The organism is Streptomyces sp. NPDC058401, from assembly GCF_042722885.1.
Lineage (GTDB): Bacteria > Actinomycetota > Actinomycetes > Streptomycetales > Streptomycetaceae > Streptomyces.
Genome location: NZ_JBHXKA010000146.1, coordinates 1 through 19,159 on the forward strand (window position 1 = coordinate 1; position 19,159 = coordinate 19,159).

General features: G+C 74.9%; 17 protein-coding genes and 1 pseudogene. 5 read left to right on the top strand and 13 right to left on the bottom strand.

All coding sequences use genetic code 11. The annotated features are described in order from the left end of the window. The 3 genes from ACFWNV_RS33920 to ACFWNV_RS33930 all read right to left on the bottom strand — a co-directional run bounded on the left by ACFWNV_RS33920 (position 1) and on the right by ACFWNV_RS33930 (position 2,953). On the bottom strand, positions 1-384 hold the full coding sequence (locus ACFWNV_RS33920) for a VOC family protein (RefSeq protein ID WP_383954518.1): 384 nt from the start codon (positions 382-384) through the stop codon (positions 1-3). Between the two features lie 65 nt (positions 385-449). After that, positions 450-2,378: an ABC transporter ATP-binding protein gene (locus ACFWNV_RS33925; RefSeq protein WP_383954520.1), complete on the bottom strand. Its 1,929-nt coding sequence runs from the start codon at positions 2,376-2,378 to the stop codon at positions 450-452. Positions 2,379-2,566: 188 nt separating this feature from the next. Beyond that, complete coding sequence (locus ACFWNV_RS33930) at positions 2,567-2,953, bottom strand: VOC family protein (RefSeq protein ID WP_383954522.1); 387 nt, start codon at positions 2,951-2,953, stop codon at positions 2,567-2,569. A 138-nt stretch (positions 2,954-3,091) separates the two neighbouring features. Between ACFWNV_RS33930 and ACFWNV_RS33935 the strand changes: the two genes are divergently transcribed. After that, positions 3,092-5,260, top strand: a complete 2,169-nt coding sequence (locus tag ACFWNV_RS33935) for an AMP-binding protein (protein ID WP_383954523.1) — start codon at positions 3,092-3,094, stop codon at positions 5,258-5,260. Positions 5,261-6,823: 1,563 nt separating this feature from the next. On the opposite strand, the pseudogene ACFWNV_RS33940 reads toward ACFWNV_RS33935, so the two are convergent. Continuing rightward, positions 6,824-6,949: pseudogene (locus ACFWNV_RS33940) on the bottom strand (GNAT family N-acetyltransferase); the annotation flags it as partial. Between ACFWNV_RS33940 and ACFWNV_RS33945 the strand changes: the two are divergent. After that, the gene (locus tag ACFWNV_RS33945; RefSeq protein ID WP_383954524.1) at positions 6,891-7,190 is read left to right on the top strand and encodes a hypothetical protein; all 300 of its coding nucleotides are present in this window, start codon (positions 6,891-6,893) and stop codon (positions 7,188-7,190) included. The pseudogene ACFWNV_RS33940 and the gene ACFWNV_RS33945 sit on opposite strands and share 59 nt — an antisense overlap. A gap of 98 nt (positions 7,191-7,288) precedes the next feature. Beyond that, entirely contained in the window at positions 7,289-7,711 is a 423-nt protein-coding gene (locus tag ACFWNV_RS33950) for a DUF350 domain-containing protein (RefSeq protein ID WP_383954526.1), read from the top strand. A 95-nt stretch (positions 7,712-7,806) separates the two neighbouring features. Here ACFWNV_RS33950 and ACFWNV_RS33955 read toward each other — a convergent pair whose 3' ends face one another. The 6 genes from ACFWNV_RS33955 to ACFWNV_RS33980 form a co-directional block, all read right to left on the bottom strand. Beyond that, positions 7,807-9,027: an acyltransferase gene (locus ACFWNV_RS33955; RefSeq protein ID WP_383954528.1), complete on the bottom strand. Its 1,221-nt coding sequence runs from the start codon at positions 9,025-9,027 to the stop codon at positions 7,807-7,809. Then, entirely contained in the window at positions 9,024-10,067 is a 1,044-nt protein-coding gene (locus tag ACFWNV_RS33960) for an alpha/beta hydrolase (RefSeq protein WP_383954530.1), read from the bottom strand. Before ACFWNV_RS33960 ends, ACFWNV_RS33955 begins: the two co-directional genes overlap by 4 nt. 134 nt (positions 10,068-10,201) lie before the next feature. After that, the gene (locus ACFWNV_RS33965) at positions 10,202-10,882 is read right to left on the bottom strand and encodes a response regulator (RefSeq protein WP_383954532.1); all 681 of its coding nucleotides are present in this window, start codon (positions 10,880-10,882) and stop codon (positions 10,202-10,204) included. After that, on the bottom strand, positions 10,879-12,117 hold the full coding sequence (locus ACFWNV_RS33970; RefSeq protein ID WP_383954534.1) for a sensor histidine kinase: 1,239 nt from the start codon (positions 12,115-12,117) through the stop codon (positions 10,879-10,881). The genes ACFWNV_RS33965 and ACFWNV_RS33970 overlap by 4 nt, the downstream gene beginning before the upstream one ends. A gap of 227 nt (positions 12,118-12,344) precedes the next feature. After that, complete coding sequence (locus ACFWNV_RS33975) at positions 12,345-12,932, bottom strand: MerR family transcriptional regulator (RefSeq protein WP_383954536.1); 588 nt, start codon at positions 12,930-12,932, stop codon at positions 12,345-12,347. Between the two features lie 35 nt (positions 12,933-12,967). After that, positions 12,968-14,005, bottom strand: a complete 1,038-nt coding sequence (locus ACFWNV_RS33980) for an MDR family NADP-dependent oxidoreductase (protein ID WP_383954538.1) — start codon at positions 14,003-14,005, stop codon at positions 12,968-12,970. Between the two features lie 299 nt (positions 14,006-14,304). Between ACFWNV_RS33980 and ACFWNV_RS33985 the strand changes: the two genes are divergently transcribed. Together ACFWNV_RS33985 and ACFWNV_RS33990 are read left to right on the top strand one after the other, a co-directional pair. Further along, entirely contained in the window at positions 14,305-15,276 is a 972-nt protein-coding gene (locus tag ACFWNV_RS33985; RefSeq protein ID WP_383954540.1) for an AEC family transporter, read from the top strand. Positions 15,277-15,377: 101 nt separating this feature from the next. Further along, positions 15,378-15,770, top strand: a complete 393-nt coding sequence (locus ACFWNV_RS33990) for a hypothetical protein (RefSeq protein ID WP_383954542.1) — start codon at positions 15,378-15,380, stop codon at positions 15,768-15,770. Here the strand turns inward: ACFWNV_RS33990 and ACFWNV_RS33995 are convergent. From ACFWNV_RS33995 to ACFWNV_RS34005, 3 genes are all read right to left on the bottom strand, one after another. Next, positions 15,724-16,656 carry a serine protease gene (locus ACFWNV_RS33995; RefSeq protein ID WP_383954544.1) on the bottom strand — a complete coding sequence of 311 codons (933 nt, stop codon included), beginning with the start codon at positions 16,654-16,656 and terminating at the stop codon, positions 15,724-15,726. The two genes, ACFWNV_RS33990 and ACFWNV_RS33995, sit on opposite strands and share 47 nt — an antisense overlap. 42 nt (positions 16,657-16,698) lie before the next feature. After that, positions 16,699-18,243, bottom strand: coding sequence for an FAD-binding oxidoreductase (locus tag ACFWNV_RS34000; RefSeq protein WP_383954546.1), 1,545 nt, complete (start codon positions 18,241-18,243; stop codon positions 16,699-16,701). A 156-nt stretch (positions 18,244-18,399) separates the two neighbouring features. Further along, entirely contained in the window at positions 18,400-19,056 is a 657-nt protein-coding gene (locus ACFWNV_RS34005; protein ID WP_383954548.1) for a class I SAM-dependent methyltransferase, read from the bottom strand. Positions 19,057-19,159 lie beyond the last annotated feature (103 nt).

Here is a 19,159-nt window from a genome sequence, read left to right on the forward strand (position 1 = left end):
CTACCGGGGAGCGGCGGCCGTGCGCGGGGTCGTCTGCTGGACGGCCCAGCCGTTGCCGTCGGGGTCCGAGAAGTAGACGAAGGAGCCCCAGGGCATGTCCTCGATCTCCGTCACCTCGATGCCCCGGCCCTTGAGATCGGCGAAGGCCTCCTCGATGTCCGCGACCACGACCTGCATGTTGTCCAGGGAACCGGGCGTCATCCGGGTCAGGCCCTTGCCGATGGCGATCGAACAGGCCGAGCCCGGCGGGGTCAGCTGGACGAAGCGGATCTCCTCGCTGACCGTGATGTCGTGGTCGGCGTGGAAGCCGATGCGCTCGTAGAAGGCCTTGGCCCGGTCGATGTCGGTGACCGGTACGGCGACCAGTTCCAGTTTGATGTCCATCGGCTGCTCCTGACTCCGTGTCCCAGTGGGTGCGGGGGGACCGGCATCGGCCGCCCCGCCCGCCATCATCCGCCGGAGACGGCCGCCGCGCCGCCCGGCACGGCCTGCGCCGCCGGCGTGTCCCCGTCCGGGCCGCCCGCCGCGAACTGGGTGCGGTACAGCTCCTCGTACCGTCCGCCCACCGCCAGCAGCTCGGCGTGGGTGCCGCGTTCCACGATCCGGCCGTCCTCCACCACCAGGATCAGGTCGGCCGCCTGCACCGTCGACAACCGGTGTGCGATCACCACGGCGGTCCGGCCCGACAGGGCCTCGGCCAGGGCCTCCTGGACGGCCGCCTCCGAGGTGGAGTCCAGGTGGGCGGTGGCCTCGTCCAGGATCACCACCCGCTGCCCGGCCAGCAGCAGCCGGGCGATGGTCAGCCGCTGGCGCTCCCCGCCCGAGAGCCGGTAGCCGCGCTCGCCGACGACCGTGTCCAGCCCGTCCGGGAGCGAGGCCACGAGCCCGTCGAGACGGGACCGGCGCAGGGCCTCCCAGATCTCGTCCTCGCCCGCCTCCGGGCGGGCCAGCAGCAGGTTGGCCCGTACCGACTCGTGGAAGAGGTGCCCGTCCTGCGTGACCATGCCCAGCGTCTCGCGGATCGAGTCCGCGGTGAGGTCCCGTACGTCGACCCCGCCGAGGCGGACCGCTCCCGCGTCGGTGTCGTACAGCCGGGGCAGCAGCTGCGCGATGGTCGACTTGCCGGCGCCCGAGGAGCCGACCAGGGCGATCATCTGCCCGGGCTCGGCGCGGAAGGACACCTCGTGCAGCACCTCGGTGCCACCCCGCGCGTCGAGGGTCGCAACCTCCTCCAGGGACGCCAGGGACACCTTGTCGGGGGAGGGGTAGCCGAAGGACACCTTGTCGAACTCGACCGCCACCGGCCCCTCGGGCACCCGGCGGGCATCCGGCTTCTGGGAGATCAGCGGCTTCAGGTCGAGGATCTCGAAGACCCGCTCGAAGCTGACCATCGCGCTCATCACCTCCACCCGGGCCCCGGCGAGCGCCGTCAGCGGCGCGTACAGCCGGGTCAGGAGCAGGGCGAGGGCGACGACCGAGCCCGCGTCCAGGGTGCCGGCGAGCGCGTAGTGCCCGCCGAGCCCGTACACGAGCGCCAGGGCCAGCGCGGAGACCAGGGTGAGGGCGGTGATGAAGGCCGACTGGGCCATCGCCGTGCGGATCCCGATGTCACGCACCCGGGCCGCACGCGCCGCGAACTCCGCCGATTCCTCGTCGGGGCGCCCGAACAGTTTGACGAGCGTGGCCCCGGGCGCGGAGAAGCGCTCGGTCATCTGCGTGCCCATCGAGGCGTTCAGCGACGAGGCCTCCCGCTGCAAGGCGGCCATCCGCACCCCCATCCGGCGGGCGGGCAGCACGAACACCGGCAGGAGCACGAGGGCCAGCAGGGTGATCTGCCAGGAGATGCCCAGCATCACGGTCAGGGTCAGCAGCAGCGTCACGGTGTTGGACACCACCCCCGACAGGGTGTTGCTGAACGCCCGCTGCGCGCCGATCACGTCGTTGTTGAGCCGGCTGACCAGCGCCCCGGTACGGGTCCGGGTGAAGAACGCCACCGGCATCCGCTGCACGTGGTCGAAGACCGCCGTCCGCAGATCCAGGATCAGCCCCTCGCCGAGGGTGGACGAGAGCCGGCGCAGGACCAGCCCCAGCCCCGCCTCCGCGACCGCGATCAGCGCGATCAGCAGGGCGAGGCGGGTGACCGTACCGCCTTCGCGGCCCTCGACGATCGCGGTGACCACCCGGCTCGCGAGCACCGGGGTGGCCACCGCGAGCAGCGCGGTCACCACACTGAGCAGCAGGAAGAAGGTCAGCCCGCGCCGGTGCGGGCGGGCGAAGGCGGCGATGCGGCGCAGGCCGGCCCGCGAGAGCGGCCGCCGGTCCTGCTGGGCGTTGATCGCGCTGTGGAGCGAGGTCCAGGCGGTGACTTCCATATCCATGAGCCGAACGGTAGGACCTCAACCAAACTTGAGGTCAAGGAGCGGAGGGCTCTTGGGCGTACGGAAACCGGTTCGACCGGCCAACGGGCAGGTCAGCGAGCTGGCCAACGGGCAGGTCAACGGGCAGGTCAGCGAGCAGGTCAGTGAGCTGGCCAGCGAGCAGGTCAATGGAGAGGCCGGCCGAGACGTCAGTCGAGGCAGAAGATGTTCTCCTCGGGATCGGCCATCACGATGATCCCTTCGTTGACCTCGTCGGATTCCAGGCGGTACAGCCGCTTCGCGCCCAGCTCCTCCAGCCTGGCGGCCTCCACCTCCAGCACGGCCATCCGCTCGTCCCCCTTCAGGCCCGGCGCCGAACGTACGTCCAGGTGCAGGCGGTTCTTCGCCTCCGTCCTGGCCTCCGGGACCCTCTGGAAGTAGAGCCGCGGCCCCTTGCCGTCCGGATCCGAGACGGCCGCCCAGTCGGCGGCACCGTCCTGCGGCAGCTGGAGTCGGTACCCCAGCGCCTGCGCCCAGAACGCGGCCTGCGCGCCCGGATCGGCGCAGTCGTACGCCACCTGGATTTCCTTGGCCATGAAGCCTCCCACCGTGCGAAAAACATGTCCACCGGTGCCAGTCGGCACCAGCGCAGGACGATAGTGGATCAACCCTCGCTCGTACGAGGGAATTTCCCAGCCCTCGTGCCTGTCGGTGCCCGGTGCCAGAATCGGCCCATGACGCAGGGATCAGAGCCCTTCACGCACTCCGGCCGGCGCCCCGACGACACCGTGCTCTCCCGCTTCGAACGCTGGGCCCGCGACACCCCGGGAGCCCAGGCGGTGGCCGAGGGCACCGACAGCCTCACCTACGGACAGCTCGACGCCCGCGCCAACCAGTCCGCCCGCCACCTGCTCGACCGCGGACTGCCCGAGCGGGCCGTCGTCGCCGTGTGCTCCGGCCCGCGGGCCGAGCTCCTCGTCCTCCTCCTCGGCATCCTCAAGGCCGGCGCCGCCTACACCGTCATCGACGTGGACAACCCGCGCACCGGACAGCGCCAGCTCGCCGCCGCCCGCCCCTTCGCCCTCCTCGCCGACGTCCCGGACCAGGCCCGCCTCGACGACGGCGGCGGCCTGCGGGTGATCCGCACCGGCGGGCAGTACGCGGTCGCCACGGCCGGGCTGCCCACCGACCCGCCGGACCGGGCACCGCGAGGGGACACGGCCGCCGTGCTGTTCACCGGAGGTGCGGACCGGCGGGCCGTCCCGCTCTCCCACGAACGCCTGCTCGCCGCCCACGAAGGGTGGGCCCGGGTCGCGGGGCCGGTACCCGAGGACCGGCACCTGATCACCGCAGCCCCGGACCTCACCGGCTTCGCCGCCGGATGGACGCGGGCCCTGTGCGAAGGCGGCGCACTCGTCCTGCCCGAAGGCCCGCGCTGGACACCGGAAACGCTGCGCCGCGCCGTCGACGCCGAGCGGGTCACCGTCCTGCACGCCGACCCGGGCACCGCCACCCAGCTCCTCGTGCGCGACGGGGAGGCATCCCTGGCGCGGACCCTGCACCGCCCCGACGAAGGGCTGCGGTCGCTGCGCATGGTCACGGTCGCCGGCGACCGCCTCTACCTCGACGAACAGGCCGCCCTGCTCGCCCGGCTGCGCCCCGGCGCCCGGCTGCTCAACGTCTACGGACCCACCGAAGCGGCGGGCACCGGCGCCCGGTTCGAACTCCCGCAGCTCGCAGCCCCTTTGGACCGGTCCGAGGAGCTCTCGCTGATCGGAACCGCCTTCCCGGGCTGCCGACTGGACGTACAGGACGGGGAGATCCACCTCACCGTGCCCGGCGGCGACGAAGCCATCCCGACGGGGGACCTCGGAGTGCTGCGCCCCGACGGGCTGATGGAGTTCCGCGGCCGGATCCGCGACCGGCTCACCGCGGACGGCAAGGCCCTCGACCCGCATCCCGTCGAGTCCGCGATCCGCAGCCACGAGGCGGTCGGAGCAGCGCTCCTGGCCGAGGTGGAGGGCGCCGGCAAGGGGGTGAACGCGCGGCCGCTGCTCGTCGCCTTCCTCGCCCCGCCGGCGGAGGACGACGCCTGGCCCCCGGGCTCCGACCTCCCCGACAGCGGGCAGCTCCGGCGCCACCTGGCGGGCCGGCTCCCCGGAGCGGTGATGCCGAGCGCCGTGTACCGGCTGCCCCGGATCCCGCGGGACCGGTCCGGCCGCGAGCAGCGGGCCGCGCTCCCGATGCCGCCGGGGCGGGGCGGGGGCGAGCGCAGCGGTGGCGGCGGCGTCCGAGGCGGCAGCAAGTACGGCGGCAGGTACCGGAGGGAGGACTCGGGGTCCGACATCGGCGGATGGGCCGGCGTCATCTTCTTCATCCTGGTCGGGCTGACCCTGGTGGCGGGCTTCGTCATGATCCTGACCTTGATCTTCTGGCCCGGTTCCACGGACCTCACCGGGATCCCGAACCCGTACGCGACGATGTTCTTCCTCCTCTACATGTGCGAGTGCTGGGCGTTCGCGGCCGGTGTGTGGTTCCTGTTCGCCGGCCGGTCCCGGATGCGCCGCCACGGGCGCCGCGGCCCCCGCATCACCGCGGCCGCCCATCTGGCGATCGTCTACCTGCTGGCCGCCTGGTGGCCCCAGGACAACTTCTACCGGCTCGCGGCCAAGCAGGACTGGCCCCAACAGGCCGCGCTCGTCTACGCCTTCAACATTCCGCTGATGATCTGCGCCGGGATCGTGGCGGTCTACGCCTACCTCCCACCGCTCAGCGCCTTCGACGAGGAGCCGGAGCCGGATGCGGATGCGACTTCGGCAGCGGGGTCGGGGGCGGTAGCGGCCGCGGTTCCGGCGCAAGGTCCGGACCGGGACGGGGCCAGGGCCACCGATCCGGCGGGCTGAGGCCCGGCCGGCTGAGCCCCGGCCATCCGGGCCGTGGCCGTCCGGCCCCCGGCCGCCTCGCCGAACATCGCCCCGACGGACAGGGCCTCCGCCCGCACCAGCCGCTCGGCCGCGTCCAGCAGCTCCCTGCCGGTCGCGGCCACCAGGGCGCCCATCCAGGGCGCCGGTTCGAAGGCCCCGGTGGGGATGGCCGGCAGGAACACCGCGCCCATCGCCGCGCACCGGCGGCACAGCCGCTCGCACAGCTCGTCGAAGGCCGCCTCCGGCAGCCGGGCCCCCAGCTCGACCCGGTCGGCGATCCGTACGAAGTGCCCCGCGCCCCGCAGTTCGTCGAGCCGGGCCGCCACCATGAAGGCGACGGACGGCCCGGTCAGGCGCAGGTTCGTCTCCGTCGGGGCGAGCCGGCCCGCGCCGTCGGCCACGAAGTCCACGTCGAACCAGCCCCGGTAACCCGCCGCCGACAGCTCCCGGCCCACCGCCCGGCCGAAGGCCAGTAGTGGTTCCGCAGCCCAACCGGGGAGCACGCCCGGCCCCACCGTCGCACCGCGGTACCCGCCGTCGGCCACGTCCATCACCGCCCCGCCGACCTCGTGGACCCGGCCGCCCGCGTCCACGAACCCGTCGTACGTGAGGTCGCGCGGTGCGGCCGGATCCGCCGGACCGCGTACGTACTCCTCCACCAGCAGCGGCCCGCGCGGCAGCGCCCGGACCACCGCCCGGGCCCCGCCCGCCGCACGGACCCGCTCGGGGGTCAGTACCGTGGTGCCCGAGCCGCCGACGCCGTGCTCCGATTTGAGAACGGTGCTTTTCCCCGCTCTGGTCCGGGACGCCAGCAGCCGGACCGCCGCCCACCGGGTGTCCGCCCGCCACTGCGCGGGCAGCGTGATCGCGGGGTGCCCGCCCTCCGCGAGGATCCGGCCGAACAGTCCGTGCGCCGCCGACTTCGACTCGTACCGCAGCTCGTCCGGGCGCCACGGGCGCCGAGCCAGCCGTGCGAAGGGGGCCGTCGGGCCCCACGGTACGAGGAGCGCCCCGGTCCCGGCCTCGGCCTCGGCTTCGGTCCCCGTCAGCCGTGCGGCCAGCGCCGGCCGGGCCCGTACGGCCTCCGACAGGCCCGGGTCCCGCTCCGCGAGCCCGTCGTACACCTCCACCCCGGCCGGCCAGTCCAGTTGGCGCCCGAGCAGGGAGATCCACCCCGGCGGCACCGGGCGCGGCAGCACCAGGGCGGCCGGCCGCGGACTGTAGAAGGCGGCCAGACAGGCGTAGTGGTGGGCGGCCCGCTGCTCCCGGTCCAGGGAGGGGTCCGCGAACTGTGCGTTGTACTCGGCGACATTGCCCACGTGCACGGCCGGCCGGCCGGCCGCCCGTCCAGGCCCGTGCCCAGCCGGCCAGGGGCGCGGGCGCCACCTCGAACCGGACCAGCCCGCCGACGGCGCCCGGAACGGTTTCCCGGGGCTGCCCCGGATCGAGCCCCCGGTCCGGCCCCGGGACAGGCGCCGATGTCACCGCGCCCATCGCCCGGTAGAAGCCGGCGGCGTGCGGATCGGCGTCGATCAGCAGCCGGCGGAAGCCGAGCCCGGCGGCGCGCCGCAGCACGTCCCGGTACAGCAGGCGCCCCACGCCCACGCCGATGGCGGCCGGTTCGACGAAGAGCAGTCCCAGCCGCCCGAACGGCGGCTCCCCGTCCAGGGAGGCGAGCCCGAGCACGACGGCCGGGCCGTCGCCGGACCGGGCCCCGGCGGCCACGGCCGCACCCTCGGCGACCACGATCCGCCGCCGCACCTCGTCCCCGGCCCCGATCCGCAACTCCGGCGCGCACGCGGCGAGGAACTCCGCCCCGTACCCCCAGTGCGCCTTGGACCGCATGACCAGCTCCGTCAGCTCCGCGGCCTCCCCGGCCCGCGCGGCCCTGAGCTTTGCCATTTCCTGACCTCCCCATGGTCGGGTGCCATGCGGTGCGATAGATTCGGCCACCGCGCCGACAGGCACGCGACGTACTTCCTACCCCACCCCGGAGACGGCTTCCCAATGAGCGACATCATCAATGGACTTGGCCGCACCACCGCATTCGGCGGCGTCGGTCTGGTGCTGCTCATCCTCGGCATCGTCCTGGTGGACGTGCTGACCCCCGGCAAGCTGCCGAAGCAGATCTGGGAAGAGCGCAACCGCAACGCCTCTGTGATGCTCTCCTCGGCGCTGCTCGGCATCGGCGGCATCGTCTTCACCTCGATCTGGACCACGTACGACGACTTCGGCAAGGGCCTGCTCTCCACGGCGGTATTCGGCGTCCTCGGCCTGATCCTGATGGCCGTCGCCTTCCTGCTGCTGGACCTGGTGACCCCGGGCAAGCTCGGCGCCATCGTGGTCGACCCCGAGCCGCACCCCGCGGTGTGGGTGACGGCCTCCTGCAACCTCGCGGTCGCCGCGATCGTCGCCGCCTCCATCGCCTAGGCGGTCGGGGCTCACCGAGAACGCACGAGAGCGCCGCTCCCCTCGGGGAGCGGCGCTCTCGTTTCGTACGGGTGCTCCGGCCGCCGCCGGCCGCGCTACGCCAGACCCAGCGCGAACACCGCGAACCCGGCCGCCAGCAGGCCCGCCACCGTTCCGCGTACCGCCGTGGCCCGGGTCCAGGGCTGCTCGAACCGGCGCGCGTACCGGGCGATGCCCACCAGCAGCGCCGCGAACACCGGCATCCACGCCAGCCGGGCCACGATCCACCCCACACTGTCCGGCGCCGTCGTCAGCCCGGCCAGCCCGCCCGCGAACGACCCCGGTACCGCGGCCGCCAGCATCGCCGTCTGGTGCCAGCACAGGATCGTCATCGCGCACAGGTTGATCACTACCACCGGTGCCCACAGCAGCGGCCGGGCCAGCAGCCGCGCCAGCCGGTCCCGCAGCAGGATCGCCGCACCCGACTGGGCCGCGGCCAGGGCCAGGACCAGCAGTGACGGCGGATGCGAGTTGGTCCGGGCCTCGCCCGGCACGCCGACCATCGACGCCGGGTAGTGGAAGACCATCAGCAGGGCCGCGAACAGCGCGCCCCCGCCCGCGAGCAGCAGCCACCCTCCGCGCCGCCCGATCCGGCCCTCGCCCCAGTCCACCCCGAGCTGGTACGCGAACAGCCAGCCCGGCAGGATGTTCACCAGCGCCACCCACCCGGGCACCGAGTCCGCGAACGGCCCGTAGCGCAGGAAGTCCACCACGGCGACCGAGGCGAGCAGCGGGGCCGCCGCCCACCCGCCGAACCGGTGCGCGGCGCGCACGCAGTACGGGGTCAGCGCGGTGACCACCACGTACACCCCGACGAACCACAGCGGCTGGATCACCAGCTTCGCCCCGGTCCGCAGGGTGGCCTCGGGCACCCCGGCCGCGTACAGCACGGGCGCGGCCAGCGCCCACACCGCCGTGACCCCGAGCACCGGCCGCCCCAGCCGGGCGATCCGGCCCTTCAGCCAGGCCCCGGCCGAGCCGGTGTGCCGCCGGAAGGAGAGCGCCGAGGCGTAGCCGCCGACCAGGAAGAAGACGCCGAGCATCTGCAGCACCCAACTGGCCGGGGCCAGGCCGCCGAAGGCGGAGAGGGGGCTCGCGTTGTGCAGGGCCCCCTCGGAGTCGAGGGTGAATCCGCCGAGCAGCCAGTGCCCGGTCGGAACGGCCAGCAGGGCCAGCGCCCGCAGCCCGTCGACGGCCCGGTCCCGGTGCGCGGGGGTCTTCGCGTCGATCCGGCCGGCGGCCTCGCGTGCGGTGGTGAGGAGGCTCGCCGTACTCATCGGCCCGCCCCCGTCGCGATCGCGGCGAAGGCCTTCAGGGACCGGGTGCCGGGGGTGAAGTAGCCGGTGTGGCCCGCCACGTCGGCGGCGTCGATCCGGCGGGCGCCGAAGGCCGCCGAGGTGGGGTCGGCTCCGTGGCCGAGCCCCGCGAACTCCACGTTGGGCACGTCGGAGATCCAGTCGGAGGGCCCGCGCGCCGCCCACACCCGGGCCGCGGTGCCCAGGCCCGCGACGCTGTCGGCGCGCATGCCGGGGGAGCCGAAGGCGACGATGTCGGTGGCGTCCGTGTGCCGGGCCGCCAGCCCGCAGACCACCGAGCCGTAGCTGTGGCAGAACAGCACCGGGTCCGGTGCGCCGACCGCGTCCAGTCCCTCGGTGAACCGGGCGAGGCGGACCGCGCCCGCCTGCGCCAGTCGCCCCTGGGCCGTGTCCAGCCCCACCCCGACGGGCGTGGTGTAACCGGTCCACGCGATGACGGCGGCCGAATCCCCGGTCGCGGACCGCAGGGAGCGGGCCATGCCCGCCGGGCCGGTGTACTGCGCCCGCGGGCGGTCGTAGGTGGTGGCGTCGTTGTCCGAGCCGGGCACGATCACGGACACGTGCGCGGCCCGCCCCAGGTCCCCGAACACCTCGGCCACGGTGCCCCGGCCGCGCGGGTCGAAGGCCAGGATCTGCCGGCCGGGCGCGGCCAGGGAGGCGAAGCGGGCCTCGCCGGTCGCCAGCACGGCCAGCCGGTTGGCCTCGTACCTGAGCGGGAGCGGAGCCCCGTCCAGATTGCCCACCACCAGCGGGTGGGCCCGTACGAGCTCCCGGGCCCCGGTCTCGTCCAGCCCGGCGAAGAACCGCGCGACCTCGGCCGGCGTCGCCCGCGCCGGGTCCGGCAGCGGCCGCCCGGACATGGTGTCGGCCCGCCAGGCGGCGGTGCCCGGCGGCGGGCCGGTGACCGCCGTCTGGGCGTCCGCGGAGGCCCATCCCGCGGTGCCGGCGACGACGGTCGCCGCCAGTGCGGCCGTGGCCAGTGTCCTTGCGAAGCGGCGCATGCCCCTTCTCCTCTCCTCGTGACGAGGAGGAAGGTAAGAAGGAGGTGGCCGACCGGGCGTCGCACCGTGGAGCCAAGTCGGACGTCATACCCCGGTAGGGGGTGGAGGAGACCGGCGGGCAGCCGGGGCGCGGCTCAGCCGCCGTCGCCCGGCCGCACAAGCCCCGCCTCGTAGGCGAAGATCACGGCCTGGGCCCGGTCCCGCAGGTCCAGCTTGCCCAGCACCCGCCCGATGTGCGTCTTGACCGTCTGCTCGGCGAGCACCAGATGACCGGCGATCTCCTGGTTCGACAGCCCGCGCGCGATCAGCTCCAGCACCTCGGTCTCCCGCGGGGTCAGCCCGTTCAGCCGCAGCGCGGGATCGCGGCGCGGCGCGGGCCGCCGGTCGACGAAGTCCGCGATCAGCCGCCGGGTCACCGATGGAGCCAGCAGCGCCTCGCCCGAGTTGACCACCCGGACCGCCGCGATCAGGTCCGCCGGCGGGGCGTCCTTCAGCAGGAACCCGGAAGCCCCCGCGCGCAGGGCCTCGTACACGTAGTCGTCGATGTCGAAGGTGGTCAGCATCAGCACCTTCGGCCGGTGCACCACCCCCGGCGGGGGATCGAGGAGCTCACGGGCGGCGCTGAGCCCGTCCATCTCCGGCATCCGGACGTCCATCAGCACCACGTCGGGGTGGACGGTGCGGGAGACCTGGATCCCCTGGCGTCCGTCGGGCGCCTCGCCCACCACGTCGATGTCGGCCTGCGCCGACAACAGCGCGGCGAAACCCGCCCGCACCATGGCCTGGTCGTCGACGATGATCACGCGGATGGTCAACTTGGTTCCTCGGGAGCGGTGTTGATGGGCATGCGGGCAGCGACCCGGAAGCCGCCGCCGGGCAGCGGACCGGTGTCCAGCGTCCCGCCCGTCAACCGTACGCGCTCCCGCATCCCCACCAGCCCGTGCCCGGTGCCCGAAGTCTCCACCGCCACCACCGCGTCCCGCGCCCGGCCGTTGACCACGAGCACGAGGAGCTCCTCCTCGTCGAAGGTCACCGAAACCCGCGTCGGAGCACCCGGAGCGTGCCGCACCACATTGGCCAGCGCCTCCTGGACGATCCGGTACGCCGACAGGTCCACGGCCGGCGGCGCCGCCCCGGCCGCGCCCGCGGCCAGCGCCAACTCCACCGGCTGCCCGGCCCGTACGGTCGCCTCCACCAGCTGCTGCAACCGGCCGAGCCCCGGCTGCGGGGTCCGGTCGGCGTCGTTCGCCTCGTCGCCGCGCAACACCGTCAGCAGCCGCCGCATCTCGCCCAGCGATTCGCGCGCGCTCGACGCGATGGCGGCGAACTCCTCGCGCACCGGCTCCGCCATGCCGGGCAGCCGGTACGGCGCCGAATCCGCCTGCACCGTGATGACCGACATGTGGTGGGCCACCACATCGTGCAACTCCCGCGCGATCCGGGCCCGTTCCTCCAGCAAGGTGCGCCGGGACCGTTCTGCCTCGCTGATGCTCTCCTGCTCCGCGATCTCCTGGCGGGCGTCGCCGAGCCCGCGCAGTGCCCCCGTCAGCGCGAGCACCACCCCGGCCAGGACGAACAGCAGGGCGACCGTGTTGGTCACCCCGTCCGGCTGGAAGGCGCTCAGCAGCGCCCCGGCCACCCCGGTCGCCAGCCACACCCCGACCAGGGTCCGGATGGACTCGCGCAGCCCCAGGCAGGCCATCAGCACCAGGTAGCCGATGATCACCATCGGGGTCCAGGGCCAGGCGTGCCCGGCCACCCGGTCGGCCTGGGTCAGTACGGCCGCCCCCACGACGTCGGCGACCAGCACCATGCCCCAGGCGGGCACCGGCCGGGTCACGGCGAGCAGCAGCGGCAGGGTCTGGGCCACGCCCAGCGCCCCGGCCCAGCCACCGCCCGCCTTGTAGTCGTTGGTCAGCACCGCGATCGTCACCGGCATCAGCGCCATCACGCACACCGCGGTCACGGCGTACGGCAGCACCCGCTGCCACGCCTCGGGCGCCTGCGCCAGCAGCGGCTCGGCAGCCCGCGCGGGCGTCCGCAACGCCACCGCGAACCGCCCCGGCCCCCGGGGCCCACGCGGGGAGGTGGGCGAAGAACCTGCTTCACCCGGCCCGGACCGGGACGAGGATCCGGGCCGGGACGAGGATCCGGGCCGGGACCCGGGCGCGGACGCATGCGGCGATGCGGGCCGGGACCCGGGGTGGGTCCCGGACTCGGACCCGGATCCGGGCCGGGCTCGGAAGAGGGATCGGAATCGGGATCGGGATCGCTCGCTCATGATCGGTCCAGCGTATGCGTCCGCGTCCCGCCCGCGCCGCGAACGGCGCCCACCGAGGACCGCCCGGCCTTCCCCGACCCGCCGCGGCCGCCCGGAACCGGCTCCGCTCCCGCCTCGGGCTCCGTGCCTGTGTCCGGCTCCGGCTCCGTGTCCGGCTTCGACCCCACGTCCGGAGCAGGCTTCGCCGCCGTCCCCGGACCGTCCGTGCCGGTGCCGGTGCCGGTGTCGGTTGAGGTGGCGAGGCCCGTGCGGTGGGCCAGGGCGTTGCGCAGGCGGGTCAGGCGGGCGATTTCCGCGTCCAGGGCCGAGAGGCGGTGTTCGACCACGCCGCCGCCGGAGCCGCAGGTGGGCGGGGGGTCCGCCGCGAGGAGGTGGAGGCGGTCGGCCACGCCGCGCAGGTCCTCGACGGTGAAGCCGTGGGCCAGCAGGTCGCGGATGATCCGGATCCGGGTCACGTCCCCGGGCCCGTACTCCCGCTGGCCGGAGGGGCTGCGGCCCTGGGGGGCGAGCAGTCCGCGCTGTTCGTAGAACCGCAGCGCCCTCGGAGTGGTCCCCGCTGCCGCCGCCGCGTCACCGATCCGCATCCCGTGCGGCCCCCCTCGTGTCCCCGCGCCGCAGGCTATAGCGGCAACTCCACCACCACGGCGCCGAAGTGCCGTCCGTCCGTCAACTCCCGCAACGCCTGCGGGGCGCGATCGATGCCCGGGATCCGCACATGGGGGAAGCGGATCTCGCCGGACCGCAGCCAGGCCCCGAAGCGGCCGGTCCACTCCTGCTCCACGCCCGGATGCTCCGTACCGAGGTACCCGCGCACCGAGACGCCCCTGACGACGAGGCGGAACGAGTCGATCTCCGCCGGGGCGCAGGCGCCGGCGGCCCCCGGTGCCAGCTGGCCCGAGAGCGCGCCGAGCAGGGCGAAGCGGGCGCCGTGCCGGGCGGCGCCGACGGCCGCGGCCAGCTGCTCGCCGCCCACCGTGTCCACGAGCACGTCGATCCCCTCGGGCGCCGCCCCGGCGAGCTGTTCCGCGATCGGCCGCCCGGAGCCCCGTAGCAGGACCGCGTCGTAGCCCAGCTCCGCCACCAGGCGTTCGGCCTTCTCCGCCGAGCCGGTGGTGCCGATCACCCTGCCTGCGCCCAGCAGTCGCGCCGTCTGGCCGGCCAGGGTCCCGACCGCGCCGGCCGCGCCGGTGACCAGGACGGTGTCCCCGGGCCGGACCCCGGCGAGCCGGGTCAGCGCGCCGTACGGGGCCGAGCCCTGGGCGAGGTGCGCCACCGGGTCGGGCAGGGCGTCGCCCAGGGGTGTGCAGTCGGCGGCGTCCACCAGGGCGTACTCCCGCCAGCCGTGCAGGTGCGAGACGAGCGCGCCCGGGCCCAGCGGGCCGCCGGCCGGGGCGGCCACCACCTCGCCGACGGCCGGCCCGAACAGCGCGTCCCCGGGGCGCAGCGAGGGCAGCGGCAGCCCCTCGACCGCGCCGCCGATCAGGGTGAGCAGCCCGGGGAACACCAGGAAGTGGCGGTTGCGGACGAGCACCTGTCCGGGCCCGGGCTCCGGCAGCGGCGCCTCGGCGACGGTGAAGTGCGCCGGCTCGGGCAGCCCTTCGGGGCGGGCTGTGAGCCGGATCTCGCGTGCGGTGCGGGGGAGGGCGGCCGTGGTCATGGGGGCTCCTCGAAGCGGCGCGGCCGGCGGCGGCGCGGACGGCCGCCACCGGGCCGGGGCGGGTGGGTGCGCAGACGCTAAACCCTGACCCGCACGTCAGGGGCAAGCCCGAGCCGGTCCGCGGCACCCGTCCGGCATAGACTGCGCCGGGCCCGGACGGCGAGGAACCGCGTCCGGCAGGGACGACCGGGACGACCGGGATGAACAGGGACGACCGGGGCGACCGGGACGGCCGGGATGAACAGGGACGACCGGCACGACCGGGACGGCCGGGGCGATGCGTCCGGTACGGACGGCCGGTGAACGGCGGGGAGCGGGTACGCATGGGCGGGGCGGCCGCGCTCGAGAAACTGATACCGGTGGCGCTGGCCTTCGGCGCCGGCGTGCTCCTCGCACGCCGCAAGGTGGTCCCCGCCGAGGCCTCCAAGGCCTTCGCCGACTACGCCTTCCTCTTCGCGGTCCCGTGCTACCTGTTCGGCAACATCTACGTCGCGGACCTCTCCGCCCTCTTCGACTGGCGGGCCATCGGCGGCTACGCGGCGGCCGCCGCCCTCGCGGTCGCGATCGTCGCGGCCGCCTCCGCGGCGGCCGGACTGCGCGATCCGCGCGACGTGGCGCTGCGCGTGATGGCCGGGGTCCAGGTCAACACCGCCTACTTCGCCGTCCCCGTCTTCATCACCTTCTTCGGGACGGCGGCGCCGATCTTCCCGGTGCTGCTCTTCCAGGTGTGCGTCCTGTCGCTCGTCGTCATCGCCATCATGGAGCTGGGCCGTGCCGGTCCCGGTTCGGGCGGCCCCGCCCGGCGCCTGTCCCGCGCCGTCAGCGCCTCGCTCGTGACCCCGCTGGTCCTCGCCTGCAACGCCGGGATCCTGCTCAACCTGCTCTCCATGCACGTGCCGGGGGTGGTCCTCGACGGGGCCGCCTTCGTCGGCGACAGCGCCTCCCCGGTGGCCCTGTTCGCCCTCGGACTGCACCTCGGCGGCATGGGACTCGACGTCCGGGGCACCACGGCCGAGGAGCTGGCGCTCATCGGCTTCAAGTGCCTGGCCTTCCCGCTGCTGGCGTGGGCGGTGTGCGGGGCGCTGTTCGGGGTCCGGGGCGAGTGGCTCACGTACCTCGTGCTGATCGCCGCGATGCCGACGCCCCAGAACCTGTTCATCTTCGCCCAGCGCTACGACGTGGGCGTGAACCTCTCCGCCGCCGTCGTGATCAAGAGCTCCCTGGTCTCCCTCCTGCTGCTGCCGCTCTGGCTGCAGGCGGTGTCCGCGTGACCGCACTCTCCGCGTGACCGAACCCTCCGCATGACCGCACCGTCCCCGTGACCGCGGAGGCGGTCTCCGTTCCCCGGGCGGACTCCGCTCGTTGAGCGGGTATGGAGCTCCCGTCGATCGCGGCGCCCGGCGTCGGTGAACAGGCCGACGCCGTGGCCGATGCCGCCTGCCACCTCTACGACGCCCTCGCCCCCTGGGGCCGCACCGCCCCCGGAGGGTGGAGCCGGGGCGCGGCCGAGGACGCCGCCGAGGCCATCGAGACGGCCGCGCACGCCCTCGCGTACGCCCATCCGCGTGCCGAGGTCATCCTCAGCCCCGTGCACACCGCCCTCGCGGACCTGCGCCGGCAGCTCGGCCTCGCACCCGCCGAGGCGCTGACCGCGGAAGGGCTGCCGGCGACCCCGCGCACGGTGGGCAACCCGCGCCGCACCCGCTGGGTGCGGGTGCTCACGCCACCCGCGCCCCGGCAAGAGCCGTCTCGTACAGCTTCTTGATGTCGGCGCCGAAGTAGGAGCTGTAGGAGGTGTCGGGGGTGTCCCCGCCCGTCTTCCAGCCGCCGATCACCCCGACCACGTCGCCGGTCTCGGTCCGCTCGTCGAAGCCGGTCAGGAACGGGCCTCCGCTGGTGCCGCCCGGATAGCCGGTGCAGTCGATCCGCAGGAACGATCCGGGGATCCCCGGATCGGTGCTGGTGAACTTCGTCGTCCGGTTCACGCACAGCCGCGGCCGGGCGGCGGAGGCCGGATAGCCGATCAGCGAGACCTGCTTGTGCGCGTACGGGGCACCGGTGACCAGCCGGTTCCCGCCGACCACGTCCTCCACGGGGAAGCCGTCGGCGTCCGGACCGACCTGGGCGAAGGCCACGTCGAGGGCGGCGCCCTTGTCGGCGCCCAGCTCCCGGTAGCGCGGGTCGATCCACACCTTGGAGCGGCCGGCCGCATCGCGCAGGACCGGGAACATCCCGTACGGCTGGGGGTTCTGGGCCGTGTACTGCGGTACGAAGGCCACCTGGCGGGCGTCCGTCCCGAGCAGGCAGTGCGCCGCGCTGAGCACGAGATCGCGGCCGGGGGAGGCGACCACGCTCGCGGTGCAGAAGTACGCGCCGCCGCCCTTCATGACGAACATCCGGCCGACGACCGGGATGCCGTCGAAGTCCCGGCCGGTCCCGTCCACCGCCGCCGGGGCGCCGCCGCGGGTGATCGGGACCGCGGACGCCATCCGGTCGGGCGTCCAGAACGACTCCGCCTCCCGGGCCGACCAACGGCCGGCGGCCGGGGCCGGGGACTTGGCCGGGGCGGTGCCGGCCTCGGCCTCGGGCAGCGGCCCGCCGGGCAGCAGCAGGGCGGCCGTGGCAGCCGCCACCGTCAACGTACGACGCATGTCCGTCTCCTTCTTCGGGGATGGGCAGGGAGGGCGAGGGGGCTATACGGCTTGGGGGAAGCGGAACAGCCGGTCCGGGTCGTAGCGGCGCCGGACCTCTTCGAGGCGGGCCAGGTTCGGCCCGTAGTAGGCCTCGCGCCAGCCGGTCAGTTTCGGATCGGCGTAGTTCTGGTACGCGGCTCCGCCAGCCCAGGGCCGCAGGTCCTGCCAGAGCCCGTCCAGCCAGTCCTGGTGCCGGCCGATGTCGGCGGCCGGGGCCGGGCCGGGCCAGTAGACGAGGTACTGGGCGAGGAACCCGGCCGAGCGGTGCGCGAAGGCGGTGGCCCGCGCCGGGATCCGGTTGAGGGCCCCGCCGCAGACCCCGTCGAACTGCACCACTCCGAACCCGCCGGGCGGCACGCTCCCGGCGTAGCGCCGCAGGGCGGCCAGTACCGCCGAGGCGGCCGGTCCGGTGAGCCCGTCCGGGGCCCAGAAGTCGGACCGGGCGGCGTAGGAGTCGCGGCCGAGCCGCCCCTGCGGGTCGTGTCCGGGCAAGGTGCCCGGCAGCCGGCAGGCGGCGGGGCTCCCGTCCGGGCAGCCCGCCATCGCCCGCAGGGTGTCGCCGTAGCCGCGCACGACGGTCCAGCTGTCCCGGGGCGGGCGGCCCACCAGGTCGGACAGCCGGGTCAGCTGCCGTTCCAGCCCGGCGCGCCCGCCGTCCAGGCAGAGCACCCGCAGGGCCGGGGCGCCCACCGGGCCGCCGTCCACGGTGAACTCCACCTGGCTCCAGAACGGATCGGGCAGCGCCTCCAGCCAGCGCTGCCAGCCGCGCAGCACGGCGGGGGAGTCGGCGGCGGACCAGCGCAGCTCCGCGAAGGCGCAGTCGGAGACCGGGTGGGTGCGGAAGCGGAACCCGGTGACCACCCCGAAGTTGCCGCCCCCGCCGCCGCGCAGGGCCCAGAACAGGTCGGGCTCGCGGTCGGCGGCGACCTCGCGGACCGTCCCGTCGGGGGTCACCAGGGTCGCTCCCGTGAGCCGGTCGGAGGTGGCGCCCCAGGAGCGGGAGGAGAGCCCGAGTCCGCCGCCGAGGGTGAGACCGGCGATGCCGACGGAGGGGCACAGCCCGGTCGGGACGGCCAGGCCCCGGGCGGCGAGGATCGCGTTCACCTCCCCGAGCCGGGCGCCCGCGCCGATCCGGACCTCCGTCCCGGACTCCGCGGACACGTCCGCCATGGCGCCGGTGTCGATGACGAGTCCGGCCTCGCGGGTGGACCAGCCCGCGTAGCCGTGGCCGCCGCCGCGCGGCACCACGGGGACGGCCGAGCGCCGGGCGAAGTCCAGACAGGCGGCCACGTCCCCCGGGTGCGCGGGATAGGCCACCGCGCCCGGCCGGACCGTGTCGTAGCGGGGCTGGAAGAGCTGCCGGGCCTCGTCGTAGTCCCGGTCGGCCGCCGTGACCACCCGGCCGTCGAGGGTACGGGCCAGCGCCCCGTAATCCGGGTCCGCGCGGCGGGGCGTCGTACGGGGCCCCGCACGGGCCGTCGCACCGATCGAGGCGAGGACGCCCGTGGCGGCTCCCGCGAGGACCTGGCGGCGGTGGAGGGTCATCCCTCCTTCCTGCCACCGCCTTGCCCGTTCGGCGCGAAGGCGGGCCCGCGGGGGCCGGGTTGCCCCCCGAACGGCCCATGCCCGGGGGGCCGGGGGCGGCTCGGGCGGGGGGCCGGGCGTGGTCCGGGTGTGCGCCTTGCCGTGCTCCGCCCGGGTTCAGTCCGCCCGGCGGGCCAGCAGGAAGCCCTGCGGGGACTTCTCCGAGGCGTCCGGTTCCCGGACCAGGCGGGCGGTCTCCACCAGGCCCGCCCCGGCCAGCAGCTCGCTGATCATCTCGGGCGGGGTCCAGTACACGTCGAGGTCGACCGGATGCCCGTACGCGTGCTCCAGCCGGAGCTTCCGGTCGCCGGCCTTGAACGCGATCAGCAGGTGGCCGCCCGGGGCCAGCACCCGGGCGAACTCGGCGAACAGTGCGGGGAGCCCGGACGGTGGCGTGTGCACGGTGGAGTACCAGGCCAGCACCCCGCCGAGGACCCCGTCCGCGATGTCCAGCGCCGCCATCGAGCCGACCTCGAACCGCAGCCCCGGATACGTCCGGCGGGCCACCGCCACCATCGCCGGTGACAGGTCGACTCCGAAGGCCCGTACCCCCAGGCCGTCGAGGTGCGCCGTCACCCGGCCCGGACCGCAGCCCAGATCGGCGACCGCCCGGCCGGCGCCGGGCCCGTCCCCGCGCACGTACTCGGCGAAGGCGGCGAGCATGGCCCGGTCCAGCGGTTTGCCCGCCAGCTCTCCGGTCAGCAGCGCGGCGTAGTCGGCGGCCACGGCGTCGTAGGACGACCGGACGGAGTTCAGGTGCGAAGTCGATGCCATGCCCCCGGACAGTAGCCCGCCGGGGACCGCCCCAGGTCGTCTCTTCCGGATCCTGCCGGGCCCGGCAGGATCCGGAAGAGACGGTCTAGTGCCCGGTCAGTGG

Bases quoted from the DNA above. Each gene is read 5' to 3' on its own strand.
- ACFWNV_RS33975 (WP_383954536.1), bottom strand. From the start codon at position 12,932: ATGCGGATCGGTGACGCGGCGGCGGCAGCGGGGACCACTCCGAGGGCG.
- ACFWNV_RS33925 (WP_383954520.1), bottom strand. From the start codon at position 2,378: ATGGATATGGAAGTCACCGCCTGGACCTCGCTCCACAGCGCGATCAAC.
- ACFWNV_RS33980 (WP_383954538.1), bottom strand. From the start codon at position 14,005: ATGACCACGGCCGCCCTCCCCCGCACCGCACGCGAGATCCGGCTCACA.
- ACFWNV_RS33955 (WP_383954528.1), bottom strand. From the start codon at position 9,027: ATGAGTACGGCGAGCCTCCTCACCACCGCACGCGAGGCCGCCGGCCGG.
- ACFWNV_RS33950 (WP_383954526.1), top strand. From the start codon at position 7,289: ATGAGCGACATCATCAATGGACTTGGCCGCACCACCGCATTCGGCGGC.
- ACFWNV_RS34000 (WP_383954546.1), bottom strand. From the start codon at position 18,243: ATGACCCTCCACCGCCGCCAGGTCCTCGCGGGAGCCGCCACGGGCGTC.
- ACFWNV_RS33990 (WP_383954542.1), top strand. From the start codon at position 15,378: ATGGAGCTCCCGTCGATCGCGGCGCCCGGCGTCGGTGAACAGGCCGAC.
- ACFWNV_RS33945 (WP_383954524.1), top strand. From the start codon at position 6,891: ATGGCGGCCGGTTCGACGAAGAGCAGTCCCAGCCGCCCGAACGGCGGC.
- ACFWNV_RS33995 (WP_383954544.1), bottom strand. From the start codon at position 16,656: ATGCGTCGTACGTTGACGGTGGCGGCTGCCACGGCCGCCCTGCTGCTG.
- ACFWNV_RS34005 (WP_383954548.1), bottom strand. From the start codon at position 19,056: ATGGCATCGACTTCGCACCTGAACTCCGTCCGGTCGTCCTACGACGCC.
- ACFWNV_RS33960 (WP_383954530.1), bottom strand. From the start codon at position 10,067: ATGCGCCGCTTCGCAAGGACACTGGCCACGGCCGCACTGGCGGCGACC.
- ACFWNV_RS33935 (WP_383954523.1), top strand. From the start codon at position 3,092: ATGACGCAGGGATCAGAGCCCTTCACGCACTCCGGCCGGCGCCCCGAC.
- ACFWNV_RS33920 (WP_383954518.1), bottom strand. From the start codon at position 384: ATGGACATCAAACTGGAACTGGTCGCCGTACCGGTCACCGACATCGAC.
- ACFWNV_RS33930 (WP_383954522.1), bottom strand. From the start codon at position 2,953: ATGGCCAAGGAAATCCAGGTGGCGTACGACTGCGCCGATCCGGGCGCG.